The 16023-nt window shown below is 41.7% G+C and carries 18 protein-coding genes; 15 read left to right on the plus strand and 3 right to left on the minus strand.

Features of this window, described 5'->3' with window-relative positions; genetic code table 11:
• Positions 1-3 precede the first annotated feature (3 nt).
• From CLV99_RS03520 to CLV99_RS03530, 3 genes are all read left to right on the plus strand, one after another.
• Complete coding sequence (locus CLV99_RS03520; RefSeq protein ID WP_133583104.1) at positions 4-1401, plus strand: RagB/SusD family nutrient uptake outer membrane protein; 1398 nt, start codon at positions 4-6, stop codon at positions 1399-1401.
• Between the two features lies 1 nt (position 1402).
• On the plus strand, positions 1403-2029 hold the full coding sequence (locus tag CLV99_RS03525; RefSeq protein ID WP_133583105.1) for a TlpA family protein disulfide reductase: 627 nt from the start codon (positions 1403-1405) through the stop codon (positions 2027-2029).
• Between the two features lie 235 nt (positions 2030-2264).
• Positions 2265-2891, plus strand: a complete 627-nt coding sequence (locus CLV99_RS03530; RefSeq protein WP_133583106.1) for a TlpA disulfide reductase family protein — start codon at positions 2265-2267, stop codon at positions 2889-2891.
• Here the strand turns inward: CLV99_RS03530 and CLV99_RS23125 are convergent.
• A complete protein-coding gene (locus CLV99_RS23125) occupies positions 2878-3036 on the minus strand; it encodes a hypothetical protein (protein ID WP_162850011.1) in 159 nt (52 codons plus the stop codon). The two genes, CLV99_RS03530 and CLV99_RS23125, sit on opposite strands and share 14 nt — an antisense overlap.
• 320 nt (positions 3037-3356) lie before the next feature.
• Between CLV99_RS23125 and CLV99_RS03535 the strand changes: the two genes are divergently transcribed.
• The 8 genes from CLV99_RS03535 to CLV99_RS03570 all read left to right on the plus strand — a co-directional run bounded on the left by CLV99_RS03535 (position 3357) and on the right by CLV99_RS03570 (position 7218).
• Positions 3357-3776, plus strand: coding sequence for a hypothetical protein (locus CLV99_RS03535; RefSeq protein ID WP_133583107.1), 420 nt, complete (start codon positions 3357-3359; stop codon positions 3774-3776).
• A gap of 251 nt (positions 3777-4027) precedes the next feature.
• A complete protein-coding gene (locus tag CLV99_RS03540; protein WP_133583108.1) occupies positions 4028-4633 on the plus strand; it encodes an RNA polymerase sigma factor in 606 nt (201 codons plus the stop codon).
• Positions 4634-4701: 68 nt separating this feature from the next.
• Positions 4702-5073, plus strand: coding sequence for a hypothetical protein (locus CLV99_RS03545; RefSeq protein ID WP_133583109.1), 372 nt, complete (start codon positions 4702-4704; stop codon positions 5071-5073).
• 150 nt (positions 5074-5223) lie between these two features.
• Entirely contained in the window at positions 5224-5538 is a 315-nt protein-coding gene (locus CLV99_RS03550; RefSeq protein WP_162850012.1) for a FecR family protein, read from the plus strand.
• The gene (locus CLV99_RS03555) at positions 5484-5840 is read left to right on the plus strand and encodes a FecR domain-containing protein (protein ID WP_162850013.1); all 357 of its coding nucleotides are present in this window, start codon (positions 5484-5486) and stop codon (positions 5838-5840) included. The genes CLV99_RS03550 and CLV99_RS03555 overlap by 55 nt, the downstream gene beginning before the upstream one ends.
• Positions 5841-6078: 238 nt before the next feature.
• Positions 6079-6492, plus strand: a complete 414-nt coding sequence (locus CLV99_RS03560; protein WP_133583112.1) for a DUF5675 family protein — start codon at positions 6079-6081, stop codon at positions 6490-6492.
• A 131-nt stretch (positions 6493-6623) separates the two neighbouring features.
• Entirely contained in the window at positions 6624-6815 is a 192-nt protein-coding gene (locus CLV99_RS03565) for a hypothetical protein (protein ID WP_133583113.1), read from the plus strand.
• Between the two features lie 187 nt (positions 6816-7002).
• Entirely contained in the window at positions 7003-7218 is a 216-nt protein-coding gene (locus CLV99_RS03570) for a hypothetical protein (RefSeq protein ID WP_133583114.1), read from the plus strand.
• A 325-nt stretch (positions 7219-7543) separates the two neighbouring features.
• Here CLV99_RS03570 and CLV99_RS03575 read toward each other — a convergent pair whose 3' ends face one another.
• The gene (locus CLV99_RS03575) at positions 7544-7768 is read right to left on the minus strand and encodes a hypothetical protein (protein ID WP_133583115.1); all 225 of its coding nucleotides are present in this window, start codon (positions 7766-7768) and stop codon (positions 7544-7546) included.
• 523 nt (positions 7769-8291) lie between these two features.
• Between CLV99_RS03575 and CLV99_RS03580 the strand changes: the two genes are divergently transcribed.
• The 3 genes from CLV99_RS03580 to CLV99_RS03590 are packed head-to-tail and all read left to right on the plus strand — an operon-like array spanning position 8292 to position 13926.
• Positions 8292-9188, plus strand: coding sequence for a dihydrodipicolinate synthase family protein (locus CLV99_RS03580; RefSeq protein ID WP_133583116.1), 897 nt, complete (start codon positions 8292-8294; stop codon positions 9186-9188).
• Between the two features lie 46 nt (positions 9189-9234).
• Positions 9235-12411, plus strand: coding sequence for a SusC/RagA family TonB-linked outer membrane protein (locus CLV99_RS03585; RefSeq protein WP_133583117.1), 3177 nt, complete (start codon positions 9235-9237; stop codon positions 12409-12411).
• A gap of 12 nt (positions 12412-12423) precedes the next feature.
• The gene (locus CLV99_RS03590) at positions 12424-13926 is read left to right on the plus strand and encodes a RagB/SusD family nutrient uptake outer membrane protein (RefSeq protein ID WP_133583118.1); all 1503 of its coding nucleotides are present in this window, start codon (positions 12424-12426) and stop codon (positions 13924-13926) included.
• Between the two features lie 30 nt (positions 13927-13956).
• Here the strand turns inward: CLV99_RS03590 and CLV99_RS03595 are convergent, their stop codons facing one another.
• Positions 13957-14658, minus strand: a complete 702-nt coding sequence (locus tag CLV99_RS03595) for a FadR/GntR family transcriptional regulator (RefSeq protein ID WP_133583119.1) — start codon at positions 14656-14658, stop codon at positions 13957-13959.
• A 234-nt stretch (positions 14659-14892) separates the two neighbouring features.
• On the opposite strand from CLV99_RS03595, the gene CLV99_RS03600 reads away from it, so the two are divergent.
• Positions 14893-16023: a sialidase family protein gene (locus CLV99_RS03600; RefSeq protein ID WP_133583120.1), complete on the plus strand. Its 1131-nt coding sequence runs from the start codon at positions 14893-14895 to the stop codon at positions 16021-16023.

Consider the following 16023-nt stretch of genomic DNA (forward strand, 5'->3'; position numbering starts at 1 on the left):
AGTATGAAATTAAAGATATTATTATACCTCGGACTTATATTGCTTTGCTATGGTTGTTCAAAGTCTTTTTTGGAGGAAAAACCTGATGCTGACATTGTAAATCCAAAGACTTTAGCGGACTGTAGAAGCCTGTTGGAGAATGATGGCAGACTAGGGATAGGGCTCAATTTTTCCTTTCCTTCTTTGGGGCAGCTAGCTTCGGATGAATATTATTATGATCAATCCACTTGGCAGTCCACTGTATTTGTGCAGGAACGCAATGCTTATGTCTGGGCAGACGATATCTACGAGGGAAATCCGCAGATTGCAGAGTGGAACAATTGTTATTACGCCATTTATATCTGCAATGTGGTATTGGATGTATTGAAGGATATCGACTTAACGGTTGCCAATAAAGCGGAATATAACGATATCAAAGGAACGGCATTGTTTTTTCGTGCGATATGGAATTTTGCTCTTGCGGAGACCTTCTGTCTACCTTATGATAAGAGAACGGCCACCAATGAAATGGGTATTCCGTTGCGATACTCGCCAAACATCGATCAACTGCTGCAACGGGCTTCGCTCGAGCAGACTTACGCAGCTATTTTGGATGATTTACAGCAATCACTCGGATTATTACAGTCCATTACGCCTTCTAGTTTTAGGAATCGTCCCAACCTCGCGGCCGCCAATGGGATGCTGGCTCGTATCTATCTGGTGATGGCTAATTATGAACAGGCGCTAAAGTTTGCTAATGCATCTGATAAGGCTTATCGTGTGCTATTGGACTACAATCAATTATCACGGGAAGAGGATGCTGTATTTGATAGAAATAATGCGGAGGTCTTATTTATGTCTACTCAGAGGGGCTATCTTTCAACTGCCACTGGTCGGTTAGCTCCAAATACTTTTGTGGATTCTGCGCTCATCGAATTATATCACCCGAAAGATCTTCGACTTGAGGCATTTTTTACTTTTAATAAGGCTCGAAAAGCGAATCGAAAAAGTTTATATGCGAGTGGTTTGAGTACGTCCAATTGTTTCAATGGTTTGGCAACTGACGAAGTGCTATTGATTTTGGCAGAATGCCATGCAAGAAAAGGAAATCTCGATGAAGCTAAACAGCTGCTTGAAAATCTCTTCCGTAACCGTTTCCCTAAAACGGATATTCCGGTCGTTAGCTTCAGGAATGCAGATGATGCTGTTCAGCAGGTACTGGATGAGCGGCGCAAAGAACTCTTATTCCGAGGAATGCGCTGGTCGGATGTCCGTCGCCTGAATGTCGAGGGACGGAACATTCATTTTAAAAGAAAGTTGGTCGATAAAGAGTATCTTCTTGAGCCAAACAGCTTGAAATACGCCTTTTTATTACCGATACAGGAAATACAATTCAGTTCATTAATACAAAACAAACGATAATATGAAAACAATGAAATTTAGCTTAAAACTAAGCATATTGATCTGCTTAGGAATTTTCGCAATGCAGCATGTATATGCAATGCGGAATGGGGATGTTGTAAATGAGGATAGCATTCAAATGGCATATCCTTTTGAGCTTAAGGATAAAGATGGTAAACTGGTGCGGATGGAAGATTTTAGAGGAAAAGTGGTCGTGCTGGATTTTTGGTTCAAGGGTTGTGTTCCATGTATGTTATTAGGAGAGCCTTTAGGTCAGATTAGAAAGTATTATCAGTCAAATCCAGAGGTTGTCTTTATCGATATCAATTTGGATGATAATGTGGATTTTTGGCTAAATAGCTTGAAAAATGGCGGAACGGTGCAAAAAAAGCGACGTCATTATACCGATTCATTATCGATTTCGGTATCAACAGCACCGGCAGGATTTGATCATGAAATAACAAAATATTACAAATTCAATGGCGTCCCTACATTAATCATTATAAACAAAAAGGGGGAGATCTTAGAAAGAAATCCCCCTCGTCCATTGTCTGAAAAGAATGGAATAGAATCAATTGGATCTTTAAAATTTAAGATGCTTATCAACGAGTATCTATTGTCCTCTTCAAAGAAATCTAGGGCGCAGTAGCAAATTCTCCATTGAATTCCCCTTGATCAATCTCTATAAAAATCGTTTTGCTGCAGACGACATAGCAAGAGTCAATTTTAATAATAGTAATGATGCCATTCAACAGGTGTTGGATGAGCCCCGTAAAGAACTTCTTTTTCGGGGTGTGCGCTGGTCAGATGTCCGGCGGTTAAACGTTTTATTACCTATGCAGGAAATACAATTCAGTGGATTAATACAAAATAAAAGATAGAATATGAAAACAAACAAATGGATATTATTTATGCTAGGCATAATGATCTTTTTAACAGGGATTACAGTTCAAACAGTATCAGCAACAGTAAAATTGGAGGCAACACAGCTTGATAGTTCGATGGCTTATCCCTTTGAATTAAAGGACAGGAATGGAAAGCTTATACGCATGGCGGATTTTAAAGGTAAAGTAGTCGTGATCGACTTTTGGATTAATCGCTGTGCACCTTGTTTGGCTTTGTCAGAACCGTTAGCCAAGATAAGAAAATACTATGAATCCAATAAAGACATCGTTTTTATTGACATCAATCTGGATGATGATGCCGACATATGGAAATATTGTTTGGATCATGGTGATGTTCAGAAGAATAGAACTCTTTATTATACCGACTCTTTATCCATTTCTTTAAGCACAGCTCCAGCGGGTTTTTATCATCCAATCACAAGTTATTATAACATGAAAGGAGTACCCCGTTGGATCATAATCGGTAAAGAGGGAGAAATCATAGAAAGAAATCCCCCTAGGCCGTTGCCTGAAAAGAATGGTATAGAATCTGCTGGGTCGCTAAGATTTAAAGCGCTTATCAACGAATATCTGCTATCCAGTTCAAAAAAGGCTAAGGTACGGTAGCAAAATCGCCATCGAATTCTCCTTGTCTTACAGGCTGTGGAGATGGTGCTTGGTTTTGCGAGATAGTCAATTCATCGCTTTCAATTCTCCAAAGACAGGTGTTCGGTGTTGTAGGCTGGCACTCACCGCTGGATTCGTCTACCATACGGTATTCGCTGCCTGCGAATTCACTAACCGCTACTAGTGCTAAAATAGTTGTGAGGTATTCTGTCTATTCAGGCGGAGGGCCTTTTTGCTCTTAGCACCTAACGCCTGTTACAACCATCAGCAAAAGCAATGTACTTTGTATGATATCTTTAAGCCGGCAAGACTGATGCTCCACGGGCTTGCTCCCGATAAATGGGGATCCTAGCAAATAAACACTCGCAAGAAAGAATTATTATCCTTATAAGAGCTAAAAATACACATATCTCTACAGAACAAGCGATATGTCATTTGAAACACTGCTGAGTACCAATCCCGCCAATGCCCACAATACAGCTTGGAGAAGTTGTTCTTACATCGGTCGGTTATCAAAAACAAGGACTGATAGAACATCATATCCGAAAAATCGACAACCGGACAACAACGTACAAGATTTCTACACTGGTCTCTGTGGAAACTCTGGATCGGCAGGCGAACCGTATATCTATGCTCCAAACCCATACAGGTATACCGTGTACCCATCTAGGTATACCACGCACTCATACAGTTATGCCGTGTACCTATACAGGTATGCTGCGCAACCATACAGGTATGCTGCGCAACCATACAGGTATGCGACGCTACCGTACGGTTATGCCGTGTGCCCATACAGTTACGCCACGTAACCATACAGTTATGTTGTGTACTCATCTAGGTATGCCGTATACCCATATAGGTAAGCCAAGCAACCATACGGGTTAACCACGATACTATATGTCTACGGGGAAAACCCATAGGCACCGTTCCGTAAAGTGTGTAAACTTGATTTATTTGCAATAAAGGGGGAGTATCACATAGGGACAGCGTGCAGCGATAGTTTGGCCAGTACGCTTGAAAAAAATAAAGTAGAATAAGTCATTTGTTGGTACGGTCAAATAAAATTTTTGAAATTAACTCACTAACTTGTTGTTTTTGGGAAAATAACTGGCCGGCACGGATAATTTCCTCCAAAATTGGTACTTCAAGCAGAAATAGACGAAAAGGAGTTGCTTTTGAAAATGCAGGAAGGGAATCATTTGGCCTTTGAAAAGCTTTATTTGACTTACGCCACATCTATCACCTCGCATCTGCTCTATCTCCTAAAATCGCCCGAACTGGCCAAAGAGGTAGCACAGGATACATTTACCGCGGTATGGGAGCATCGCTCTCGTATCGATCCGGAGCGTTCTTTTAAGTCTTATCTCTATAAGATCGCTACGAATAAGACCTATAAACTGTTTCGCAAAGCGGCTTATGATCAGGCTTACCTGGCGCATCTATTACCGATCATCGAGGAGGGATATAACCCGATAGAATCGTATATCTACCAGAAGGAAAATGAACACCTGCTACAGAAGCTGCTCCAGCAAATGCCTGAAAAACAGCGACAGGTGTTTATCCTGTTCAAATTGGAAGGATATTCGTACAGACAGATAAGCGAACAGCTTGGGATTTCGCACAGTACGATCAATACCCATATCAACCGGGCCAATCAATTTTTAAAACACTACCTACTAAGCCACCCTGAATATTTGCCGGTGATATTTGTTGCCTTGACGAATTTTTTTCATCAGCTGTAATTTTTTTTCATGTCTTGTCATTACTTTCTATGCGTCATGGGTATTACCTATGACTAACAGCATATGTTTTGAAAGAACAAGACCAACATATCAAACGACTGTTTCGGAAATATCTGGACGGTTCGTACACGACCGAAGACTTGGAGCAGCTGCTCAGCTACTTTAAGGCTGACGATCCCAAGCTGCTTAAGCAGTTGATATACTGGCAATTTGATGAATATATGTCCACACAGGTGGACGGGGTTGAGGTGCAAAAGATCGTTGAAGAAAATCATCGGGCCATCATGCAGGGTATCGTGCCGAAGCGTAGGTCTTTTCGTCTATGGCGCACGATTTCTGCAGCGTCAATTGTCCTTGTGACCCTCGGTCTGTCCCTGTACTGGTATACTGGTAGAGAGGCAGTTGATACACCGTTGTTGACCAGTGACTTTGGGGGGTGACGTGGTGCCGGGGGGAATAGGGCATATATCACCTTTTCCAATGGGCAAAGGCTGGAGCTGGATTCTGCACAGTCCGGACTGACGAGCAAGGATGGACAGCATGTATACAGCGACGGCAGCAAGCTGACTGATTCCGATAGCCCATATGCGTTGGTCAGCACTCCGATAGGCGGCACTTTTCGGGTGACACTGCCTGATGGCACGAAGGCTTGGTTGAATGCCTTGTCTTCCATTCAGTATCCAGCTGCATTTGACGGAAAGGAAAGGGCGGTCAAGGTGACTGGGGAGGTGTATTTGGAAGTTAGCCCCGATAAGAAAAAGCCTTTTATCGTTCGTTCCGAAGGACAGCGCATTGAGGTGCTGGGCACGGCATTTAACGTGCGGAACTATAACGGACGATTACGACCCTGGTGCAAGGGAAGATCGCGCTACAGGCGGGTCCAAACCCTAAATCGTATGTGTTGAATGCGGGCGATCAGGCCTTGTCACATGCTGATGTGGTATCTGTTGCTAAGGTGAATGCGTCGGATTTTACAGCATGGAAGGAGGGTGTTATATTGACCCGTGATGCGAGCCTACAGGAAATCTGTGGGGAGCTAGAACGGTGGTATGATGTGAAATTTGTATTTCCAAACGGGTTTAAAAACTATGGCAAAGCATTTAACAGTATAAACCGGTCAGAGATGCTGTCTGCCGTATTGATTGCATTGAAAAATACGTATGAAGTCGATTTTGTGATAAAGGGAAAGGAGGTGATCGTGAGATAAAGCTTTAATTTCATTTTTTTAGTTTGTCCGGAAAAAACAAAAACCGCCCTATGCTTGCAACATGCGGGCGGCGAATGTCGGACGATTAATAAGGATTCTCAAACAATATTAATAACCAACAATAACAAAAGTAATGAATACAACCATGAATAGCAATGGTATGCCGTCGGGATTACGGTCAGTTTTCGAAGTCAAGATACCTCGGTAAAACTTAATAAACCACAAAGCTATATTAGAAATGCAAGTAGATCGGCAGGTACATATCCTGCTGTTGCGGCGGAGCTATGCCGTAGACGGAACGAATGGTACACTAACGTATCGGGGCAAAAACATTTGCCATACGATAGAACTACCCGATAGAGTGAATGCCAAGCGCGTAAGCTGTATTCCCGAGGGGCGCTACAAGCTGACGAGATACTATTCGAAGCGCTTTCCCAATGCTATTGGGGTTTCACAGGTGCCTAACCGTTCGGGCATTCTCTTTCATGCCGCCAACGATGCACTTAGCGAATTGCAGGGCTGCATAGCACCGGTAACGACGCTAACAGGCGCTGGTAGAGGATCCGAGAGCAATAACGCCCTGAATGAACTCAAAGCCTTGGTAAACTGCCTATGGGATATGGGCGAGGAGGTGTATTTGTTGGTCAAGTGAGGGAGGTTACAAGGTTATATAGTTACAAGGTTGGGAAGTTAAAGGGAAAGCGAAACCGTAAAGAAGTGAAATCGTAAAGGTTTTGTCTTTATAACCATCATAACTTCATAACCATCATAACTTAAAATTAAATGAACAAAATCATAAAAAAAATAAGCCAAGCGGTGCAGGTGTTGCTGCTGGCTCCAATCAAGCTACCGGCAAAGGCGCTGAATATTATTAAATATGTAGCCGTAGGACTAGGCATACTGGAAGCTATGACAAGCGAGAAGGAGGAGGAAGAACCTGTCCCGAACTCACTTGGGGAGGAAGGAGTAAAGTGATATTAGCACGTCACCTCGACCTTGTGGAGAGGTCTACAAACTGTATAGGATTAATATATAGCTTCTAGATATCTCCGCTTCGGTCGATATGACGACATAGTTTGCAAACCGAGCTTGCTTTGTCGTTATACTCTCCGATACTCGGAGCAGGCCTCCGCAATGACGACTTGATAACATAATCACCCCGATGAAAAATCGAGACAGGTACGATAACTTGTTAACAACAAAGACAACGAAAACAAACGAAATACGTGCAGGTACCTTAGGTGGTACTTTATGCAGCATCTGTGCGTCTATTACCCTTGGAGATCTATTGCAGACCGTGATTATGGCGGCTCTAGGTACACTAGTGAGCTACGCGATGTCACGGCTATTGGAGCGAAGGAATAAAAGAGAACGTTAAAATAAGCGCTAGCTAAATTCAGAACGCCTGAGGGGATAAGCCTCAGGCGTGTTTCCGTTATGCTGATGGTCAAGTTTACGGTTTTTTAGTTATTGAGACAGTATGTGTATTTATTGCCATTTTATTCTTTCACTTTACGAAAAGGTTGCATTTTAAGGTATGTAGCCGAACGTAAAAAACATTTTAACGGATCTTAAAGGTACTTCTTTAACCTCGGTCAATAGAATTGGCATGTCCTCAATGAACTGAATGTCGGTACTAATTATATCTATACGGCCGTACTCTGTATTTCCGTTGCTAATTAGATAGAGACGCCTAGGTTTATCTAATTTATCCCCGGTTGGCGGGAAATAATATCTTCGTGAAACAGGCCATCTAGCGAGTCTACCTCACGGTTTATCATCCATATCCATTTCTTTTTGGATAATGTGAGCGCCTGTTCTGTCGGGGAAGACTCGGTTGACTTAGCTGTCCGAGTATTCGCTGATGCAAAATGGGCAAAAAGTAAAATGTAAGTTAAGGTACTTAGAATGTATAGTGTCTTCTTCATTTGATTAAATGGACTTCAATTGTTTGTTGTTTTCTACATTCCGAAAGAAATGTAGTGGGTTTTGAAACAAAAAAACAAATTTAGCCCAGTGGTTTTCTCACTAAGGGACTTAAAGCGAAAAAGAGCAAGGTAAAGACGAAACGATATTCTTGTCGAGGACGATTATTGATTTTCCATAAGACTATGGCGATGTCGCTGCGCTGTGTTGAGAATTTGCTTCGGAAAAGCAGTCTATCTTTTGGAGTCGGGGGATCTTCTTATAACCTCAGAGCTCGGACTTGCTCATAGTTCTATTTGTTAATAGACAAAGTGAGTCAGGAGCAGGAAATTTTGACGTATAAAGAAATAAATCCTACTTATTTGGATTTTTGCTTAAATTTTTGAATAAGTATTACATTGATTTACTGTCTTTATGGGCTTTATATGTTATAAAAATAAATTTAAAATTATTTCTTTTCTATATTATAATTCATACATTTACATATGTAGTACATATTTATTGCTACTGTATAACTTAAATTATATGCAGAATAATACTCAATTTAAAGGTTTGTGGCCTGCGCTATTTACTCCGGTAGGTCCTGGAGAAAGGCCTAATTATGATCAGCTAAATAAGTTGGTTGAGGTTTTGATCGCGCAAAATGTAGATGGACTTTACGTTCTGGGCTCGACGGGTCAGGGTGTTTTGTTTGACGAATCGGAGAGGAAGAAGGTTTTGGAAGAGGTATTATCCACCGTTGCTGGTCGTGTACCGGTAATGGTGCAAGTGGGGGCGCTGACAACTCAAAATGCTGTTAAACTAGCGGAGCATGCGGGGCAGGCAGGCGTGGATGCTATTTCGTCGGTAGGGCCAATATATTTTGGCGGCGGCCAGGATATGGCTATCTATCATTACAATGAGATAGCCAAAGCGGGAGGGGTGCCATTCTTTCCTTATCAATTAGGGAATAACTCTATACCTGGATCTGTGGCCGATTTTATAGATAAAATACGACGAGTACCGCATATAGCAGGTATGAAATTGACAACAGGGAATCTTTTAGAAATCAGTAAAATAAGATCGCTGTCTGAAGGACAGTTGCACTTATTCTCGGGCGCCGATGAACTGATGTGTCAGGCATCCTTGTCAGGCACGGTAGGGGCAATAGGTACTTTTTACAATCTGTGGGGAGCTGAATGTAAATGGGTATTAGAAAGGTTTAAAGCTGGAGATTTTGAATTGGGTTGCCGATTTATGTTGAGATTTCAAGAGATTATCGATCGCGTGCTACCTCATATCTGGACTTTTTTACAGGAAGCTATGTTGCAGAAACATCATATTGATATCGGTCAAACGGTTTCTCCTTTAGGGCGGGGGCAAAAGGAATGGAATAAAGATGAAGTTGCAGCGATACTACATTCGTTAGATACAGTTATGTAAAAGACGATTGCTTTGATTTATAATAACCAATAAATAATAATAGCTTATGATAATAGATTGTAATTTTTCAAGAATCGCAATTTCTGCATGCTTGATTTTCACATCAGCTGTCTCTTATGCTCAAACGCAGGTGAAAGGACGGGTGGTGGATTCTGGAAATACCAGTATAGCAGGCGTTACGATAACGGAGGTTGGGACAAATAATGTAGTCTCAACCGATGGAGGAGGTAATTTTTCTATTCGGGTTTCATCGCCCCAAAGTAAATTGCGTATATATTTTTTAGGTAAAGAACCGCAGGAAGTTGTGGTCGGAACAAGAACCGATATGCAGGTGACTCTTCAGAATCAAAGCCAAAATGTAGAGGAGGTTTTGGTTATTGGTTACGGTACGCAGCGTAGAGAGACATTGACCACTTCGGTAGCCAAATTGGATAGAAAAGTACTTGAAAATGTACCGTATGCAAATGTGGCGTCGGCTATGCAAGGGACATTACCGGGGGTGAGGGTGCAGACGACTTCCGGGCAGCCGGGGGCTACGCCACGCGTGATAGTGAGAGGTGGTACATCGATCAATAACCCAAATGGGGCTACGCCTCTTTACATTGTAGACGGTATTATCCGCTCTGACATCAATAATATCAATTCGAATGATATAGAATCTTTTCAGGTGTTGAAGGATGCAGCATCTACAGCAATATACGGTGCCCGAGGAGCCAATGGTGTCGTGTTGATCACCACCAAATCGGGCAAAGAGGGCGCTGTGCAGATTTCCTACGGCTATGATTTGGGATTCTCGAATTTGCAGGAGAAGTTTGGCTTGCTAGACGCAAAGGACTATATTTATTTCCAACGGATGGGGATAGCAGCTCGGGCTAGTCAGGATCCTTCTCAGCTTGCTAAATTATTGTTACCTACTACAGCAGGGACGGGAAATGATTTAACCAATAAGACAGCATTTACAACACAATACTTAACGGAAGCCAATAAGCATAAGCTAAATGAAGGATGGGAGAGTATGCCTGATCCTAATGATCCCTCAAAGACTATTATATTTAAGAATACTGATTTTCAGGATGTGCTATTTCATATTGGCGTAACCAATAACCACAATCTCACGGTTGCGGGTGGAAGTGAAAAGGCGAAGTTTAATTTGGGATTAGGCCATTTGGACAACCAAGGTATAGCGATATCTACGGATTATAAAAGGCTGTCGGTCAATTTGAACGGAGAGGTGCAGGCTACTAAAGATCTTTCCATATTTGGAAGGTTACTCTATTCAAATATGAAAAATAAACAGGTATTCGGTTCGGAAGGCAATATGTTTGGCCGTTCCTTGGCATTGGCACCTACGGCAAAGTACACCTTTGAGGATGGGACTCTTGCGCCGGGACTAAACAGTTCTATGGGTAACCCAGAATACTATGCGGGCACACAGGATGGGAAAAATAGTTTTGATAATCTATCCATTTCAGTAGGCGGTAAATGGGATATATTGCCCAACCTTAATTTTACCCCCCAGCTCTCGTTGTATCAGGTCACAGGAATGAATCGTTTATTTCAAAAAGCCTACTATAATGGTCCGACGCAATTTGTGGACTCCAGAGCAGCAAATGGTGGGTATACCAAATTAATGCAGTATCAGGCTGACGGTGTTTTTACCTACAATAAGAAATTTATAGAAAAACATGATTTGGAAGCTAAGGTGGGCTTTTCCTATTATCAGACCGAAAATAGTGCTTTGAGTGCATCCGGACGTGGAGCGGCAACGGATTTGATTCCTACATTAAATGGTTCCGCCGAACCGGTGTCCGTGTCTGGAACTGAATCTGATTTGCGTATTATGGGATACTTCTCTCGGTTGAATTATAATTACGATCAAAAATACCTATTATCTGTAAACATGCGTTACGATGGTGCTTCCAATCTCGGTAATAAAAAATGGGGTTTTTTCCCTGGGCTCTCTGTGGGATGGAATGTTCATAACGAATCCTTCTGGATGCCTATTGCGTCTGTGATGTCGGGTTTGAAATTGCGTGCGAGTTACGGCGTGAATGGGAATATAGGCATTCTAGGACCTTATGATGCACAGGGACAATATAGTGTAGGGGCTAAATATGCAGGTGCTGCGGCGATCCAAAATACCGTATTGTCTAATCCTGACTTAACATGGGAGGAATCTAAAACATTGAACTTTGGTGCTGATCTAGGTTTTTGGAATAATCGCATTAATCTATTGGTCGATGTGTATAGAAGAGAAACGGATAACTTGCTTACCAATATGTCTTTGCCACACTCTACAGGTTTCGGAAGTATATTGACGAACTTGGGAAGTTTGGAAAACAAAGGTATAGAATTGGACCTGTCTGCTAAAGTGGTACAAGGAGGTGATTTTTCCTGGGATATAGGCTTTAACGCAGCGAAGGTGAAAAATAAGATTCTAAAACTGCCTAATAATGGTGTCGAAAATAATCGTATTGGCGGTGATTATGTGTATGATCCAACACGTCAGGATTATGTATGGGTAGGCGGTTTGCAGGAAGGTGGTCGAATAGGTGATATGTATGTATACAAGCAGTTGGGGATATTTGCTACAGACGAAGAGGCGAAGAATGGACCGAAGGATACCATGGTGCCACTAAGTGATAAAACGAAGGTAGGTGGCGATGTAAACTGGCTAGATGTGGACGGTGATGGTACCATCGATTCCAGGGATAGGGTATATGTAGGTAATAGCTATCCGGTATGGACTGGAGGTATTTCAAGTTCTTTTAACTATAAAAACATAGGTCTTTCTTTCAGAATGGATTATACAACAGGCCATACGATCTACAACTATACCTTGGCAACAGCTGTCGGGCAGTTTCAGGGCGAGAATGGTCTGTCGACGGAGTTGCTGAATTCTTGGCAAAAGCAAGGCGATATAACGGAAATTCCTCGGATTTATTGGGCTGATCAGCAGGCGAAAAGCAACATATTTAGAGGTAACTCCTATTATTATGAAAAAGGAGATTATTTGAATTTGCGGGAGGTGACGCTAAGCTACGTCTTCAATACCGCTTTCTTGGAGCAGATGAAAATAAAACAACTGAGGCTTAATGTCTCCGGTAGTAACTTGCTGTACTTTACCAAATACAGGGGACTTAACCCCGAAGATGGCGGCACTGATAATGGTCGTTATCCGATTCCACGTACTTTTGTTTTTGGTGCAAATATTACATTTTAAGAAATTTTAGTCATGAAAATAACGTTAAAATATATAGGGATAGCGGTGGGGATGGTCGCTTCTTTTGTATCTTGTACAAAAGACTTGGAGTTGGATCCTATCAGCCAGATATCGGATCAATCTTTTTGGAAGACAGAAGGGGATGTGACGGGAGCCTTGAATGGTATGTATGTACGGTTGCGCTCACAGGCAGTGGGTAATTTATTCATGTGGGGCGAGGCGCGATCGGAGATGATGGATAGAAGTCTTGGAGGAACGGCTGATTATCAACTTTATTATTTAAATGAGCTAAACCGTTCGAACGTAGCGACAATATATGGTATGGGGTCTTCTACTTGGCAGGGGATGTATACCGTGATCCACGATGCGAATTTGCTGTTAAAACATGTTCCCCAGATCACTTTTGCAGTAGAGAATAACCAAAAGCAGGCCTTAGCAGAGGCGTACACCATGCGTGCATTTGCCTATTTTGTACTAACGAAAACCTGGGGGGAGCTGCCTTTGATAACTGTGCCTACGGAGGGGTATAATCCGGATGTGATCCTAAGGGAGAGGTCAAGCGCTCAGGATGTTATGAAATTGATAAAATCTGATATTGATGCTGCACAGAGTTTGTATCCTTCCAATGCCTTTAAAGCCGGACGAAATACTTGGTCCAAAGCGGCGCTAAAAGCCTTGAAAGCAGATGTATACCTGTGGTCTGCAAAGGTAATGGCAGGTGGCGAAGCTGATTTTCGGACCGCACTGGATGCGACTGTAGAGGTTGAAAAAAGTGATGTCGCTTTATTGGATAATTATGCTTCTGTATTTGATTATACAACCAAGGGAAATAAGGAAATATTAATGGCTTCTCATTTTCGGGATATTGAAGCTGTTGATAATATATATATGAACATGTATATAGAAAATACCTATATGAACAATACCACCGACCAGGCTACAAAGGACCGTATCGGTCAGGTAGGCGGATTTCCGTTTTGGACAATGAGTGCTACTGCACGTAATCAATTTACAAGCGATGATCAGCGGAAAGATGCAACCTTTATAGAAATTTATATCCCGAATAGCTCCGGTGGAACAAACTATTATGGATCTGTAGTGTCTAAATTTAATGGTACTATAGTAGGTGGTGTGCGGAGATTCTTGGATGATTATGTGATATATCGTTTTGCAGATGTACTATTGATGAAGGCAGAGGCACAGAATGGTTTGGGAGAAGACCCCTCTGAAGCTATAAATAAAGTGAGGAAGCGTGCGTATGGAGTTAATTATGTAAACCATACTTTTGTGAAAGGGACAAAAATATTCAATGATGAAGTCATATTAAAAGAGCGATTATTGGAATTGGCAGTAGAGGGAAAAAGATGGTGGGATCTGGTGCGCTTTGATAAGGCTTTCGATCTAGTGCCTTCTCTGGCGAATCGAAAGACGGATCGCTATTTATTGTTGTTTCCAATTTCTGAAACTACACTGAGTATCGAGCCTAAAGTAAAGCAAAATCCAGGGTACAAATAACAAAGAAGCCAGATGATAAGTCTGGCTTTTTTATTTTATTTGTTCAAAGTATTGCATTAAATGTTTATGCATACCTAATCGAAAATCTTCCGCCGTACCCTCACGTAGAATCTTCAAAAGAACTTTGTGCGATACGTAATTTTCATCTTCTTCTTGGCTTCGGATATGAAGATCATTCTTCATGTAGTCAAAGATGGGCATTAAAATCTTTTGAAATCGTTCAATAGTTTTATTGCCTGAAATCTGATATAGGGTAGCATGAAATTCGATGTCAAGTTTTAGTTTTTCGAGCTTATTGGTTGAGGCAGTTTCCTTCTCAATAATGACTTCCAGTTTCTTGAGATCTGCTTCGGTCTTGCGAAGGTATAGGAGGTCAGCAACACCCATTTCAATAACCAGTCGTAGCTCAAAAAATTCCTGCATGGTCTCTTGATCCAATAATTGAGGGTTGAGGACACGATTCATATTTTGAAGAACATCCGGTTGGGTGATAACCATACCCCGGTTTTTTCTAGACTCAATAATACCGAGAGTTTTAAAGCGTGTTAGTGCTTCGCGCATAGCTGTCCTGCTCACTCCCATGGCCTCAGCCAATTCAAGTTCCTTTGGAATAGCATCGCCAGGTTGAAAATTTTCATTACGGAAGTAATCATGAAGGTTCATTTCAATACGATCTACCTGAGTCATGTTTTCAATGGGTTTGATCCCCGATATTTTTGAGTCCTGTATCATGAGGCAAATATAAGTAATACTTATTTTATTGTGAAAAAATGTGTTATTAATTTGCTATACACTAACTATATGTATTTTTTTATTAAAAATATTTGGTGGTGTACTTTTAATTGTTTAGCTTAGAATAAATATGTAGTACATATGTATTTGTAGCAAAGGTGACATAATGGAATGTGCCTTCAGATTATTGTTGGAGGCGCCTTCCTATGACAGATATAAATCAAATTTAATCAAATGAAAAAGAAAACCTTATTTTATGTTGCAGCGGTAACCTTGTTTTCGACGTGTTTTATGCAGCCAACTGTGGCCCAAGACAATGTTGCGTTAAAAAACAATGTAGTGCTGAAATTGGCGCCTGGTGCTGGAAATCCAAGAAATAGCGAAGGATCCTTTGTTACGCTGAAGAACGGAAAGATCATGTTTGTGTACTCGAGATATACGTCAGGGAATGGTGGGGATCACGATCCAGCATATCTGGCTGCTCGCTACTCTTCGGACGGAGGAAAGACTTGGTCTAAAGATGATGTGACGATAGTCGAGCAGGAAGGGGATATGAATGTGATGTCCGTATCGCTACTTCGTCTGCAAAATGGACAGATCGCTTTGTTTTATTTAAAGAAAAACTCGGAGCAGGATTGTATTCCTTTGGTGCGGTTTTCTAAAGATGAAGGTAATACTTGGTCTGAGCCGGTGGTGTGTATAACTGATAAAAAGGGATATTTTGTGTTGAATAATGACCGCGTCATTCAGCTTAAAAATGGGCGATTGCTGATGGCTGTAGCACTACACCAGGTACCCGGTGGGAAGTGGAAAGATAGAGCGCAGTTGTTTAGTTATTACTCGGACGATCAGGGCAAAACCTGGAAGGCTGGTACAGAAGTCGACTCACCGAGTGATATCATTACGCAGGAACCTGGTGTGGTCGAGCTCAAAGATGGGCGCGTCATGATGTTTATCCGCGCTTCAGCAAATGCACAGCTAGTCTCATACTCAAGCGATAAAGGGCATTCATGGACGAGGGCGGTTAAGTATAATTTGAATTCGCCATTATCGCCGGCGAGTATTGAGCGTATACCGAGTACGGGTGACTTGTTTGCTATCTGGAATGATAATGATGGTTCAAAGCCGGCTATTAAGGGAAAGCGTACGCCCTTGACTATTGCTATATCTAAAGATGAAGGGAAATCCTGGCAGCATATTAAAAATATTGAGATAGATCCGGATGGATGGTATTGTTATATGGGGATTCATTTTGATAAAAAGAATGTCTTGCTAGCCTATTGTGCGGGTAGTCAGAAAGAAAAAACACATCTGGCAGTCACGGATATAGCCCTTTTGGCATTGAAGGATATTTATAAGAAATAA

Origin of the sequence: Sphingobacterium yanglingense, from assembly GCF_004363245.1 — a bacterium.
In the GTDB taxonomy this organism is placed as follows: domain Bacteria; phylum Bacteroidota; class Bacteroidia; order Sphingobacteriales; family Sphingobacteriaceae; genus Sphingobacterium; species Sphingobacterium yanglingense.

Excerpts from the sequence above, each read along its gene's own strand:
- CLV99_RS03520 (WP_133583104.1), top strand. The coding sequence starts at position 4 with ATGAAATTAAAGATATTATTATACCTCGGACTTATATTGCTTTGCTAT.
- CLV99_RS03595 (WP_133583119.1), bottom strand. The coding sequence starts at position 14,658 with ATGATACAGGACTCAAAAATATCGGGGATCAAACCCATTGAAAACATG.
- CLV99_RS03575 (WP_133583115.1), bottom strand. The coding sequence starts at position 7,768 with ATGAAGAAGACACTATACATTCTAAGTACCTTAACTTACATTTTACTT.
- CLV99_RS03590 (WP_133583118.1), top strand. The coding sequence starts at position 12,424 with ATGAAAATAACGTTAAAATATATAGGGATAGCGGTGGGGATGGTCGCT.
- CLV99_RS03530 (WP_133583106.1), top strand. The coding sequence starts at position 2,265 with ATGAAAACAAACAAATGGATATTATTTATGCTAGGCATAATGATCTTT.
- CLV99_RS03570 (WP_133583114.1), top strand. The coding sequence starts at position 7,003 with ATGAAAAATCGAGACAGGTACGATAACTTGTTAACAACAAAGACAACG.
- CLV99_RS03560 (WP_133583112.1), top strand. The coding sequence starts at position 6,079 with ATGCAAGTAGATCGGCAGGTACATATCCTGCTGTTGCGGCGGAGCTAT.
- CLV99_RS03585 (WP_133583117.1), top strand. The coding sequence starts at position 9,235 with ATGATAATAGATTGTAATTTTTCAAGAATCGCAATTTCTGCATGCTTG.
- CLV99_RS03535 (WP_133583107.1), top strand. The coding sequence starts at position 3,357 with ATGCCCACAATACAGCTTGGAGAAGTTGTTCTTACATCGGTCGGTTAT.
- CLV99_RS03525 (WP_133583105.1), top strand. The coding sequence starts at position 1,403 with ATGAAAACAATGAAATTTAGCTTAAAACTAAGCATATTGATCTGCTTA.
- CLV99_RS23125 (WP_162850011.1), bottom strand. The coding sequence starts at position 3,036 with ATGGTAGACGAATCCAGCGGTGAGTGCCAGCCTACAACACCGAACACC.
- CLV99_RS03565 (WP_133583113.1), top strand. The coding sequence starts at position 6,624 with ATGAACAAAATCATAAAAAAAATAAGCCAAGCGGTGCAGGTGTTGCTG.
- CLV99_RS03600 (WP_133583120.1), top strand. The coding sequence starts at position 14,893 with ATGAAAAAGAAAACCTTATTTTATGTTGCAGCGGTAACCTTGTTTTCG.
- CLV99_RS03580 (WP_133583116.1), top strand. The coding sequence starts at position 8,292 with ATGCAGAATAATACTCAATTTAAAGGTTTGTGGCCTGCGCTATTTACT.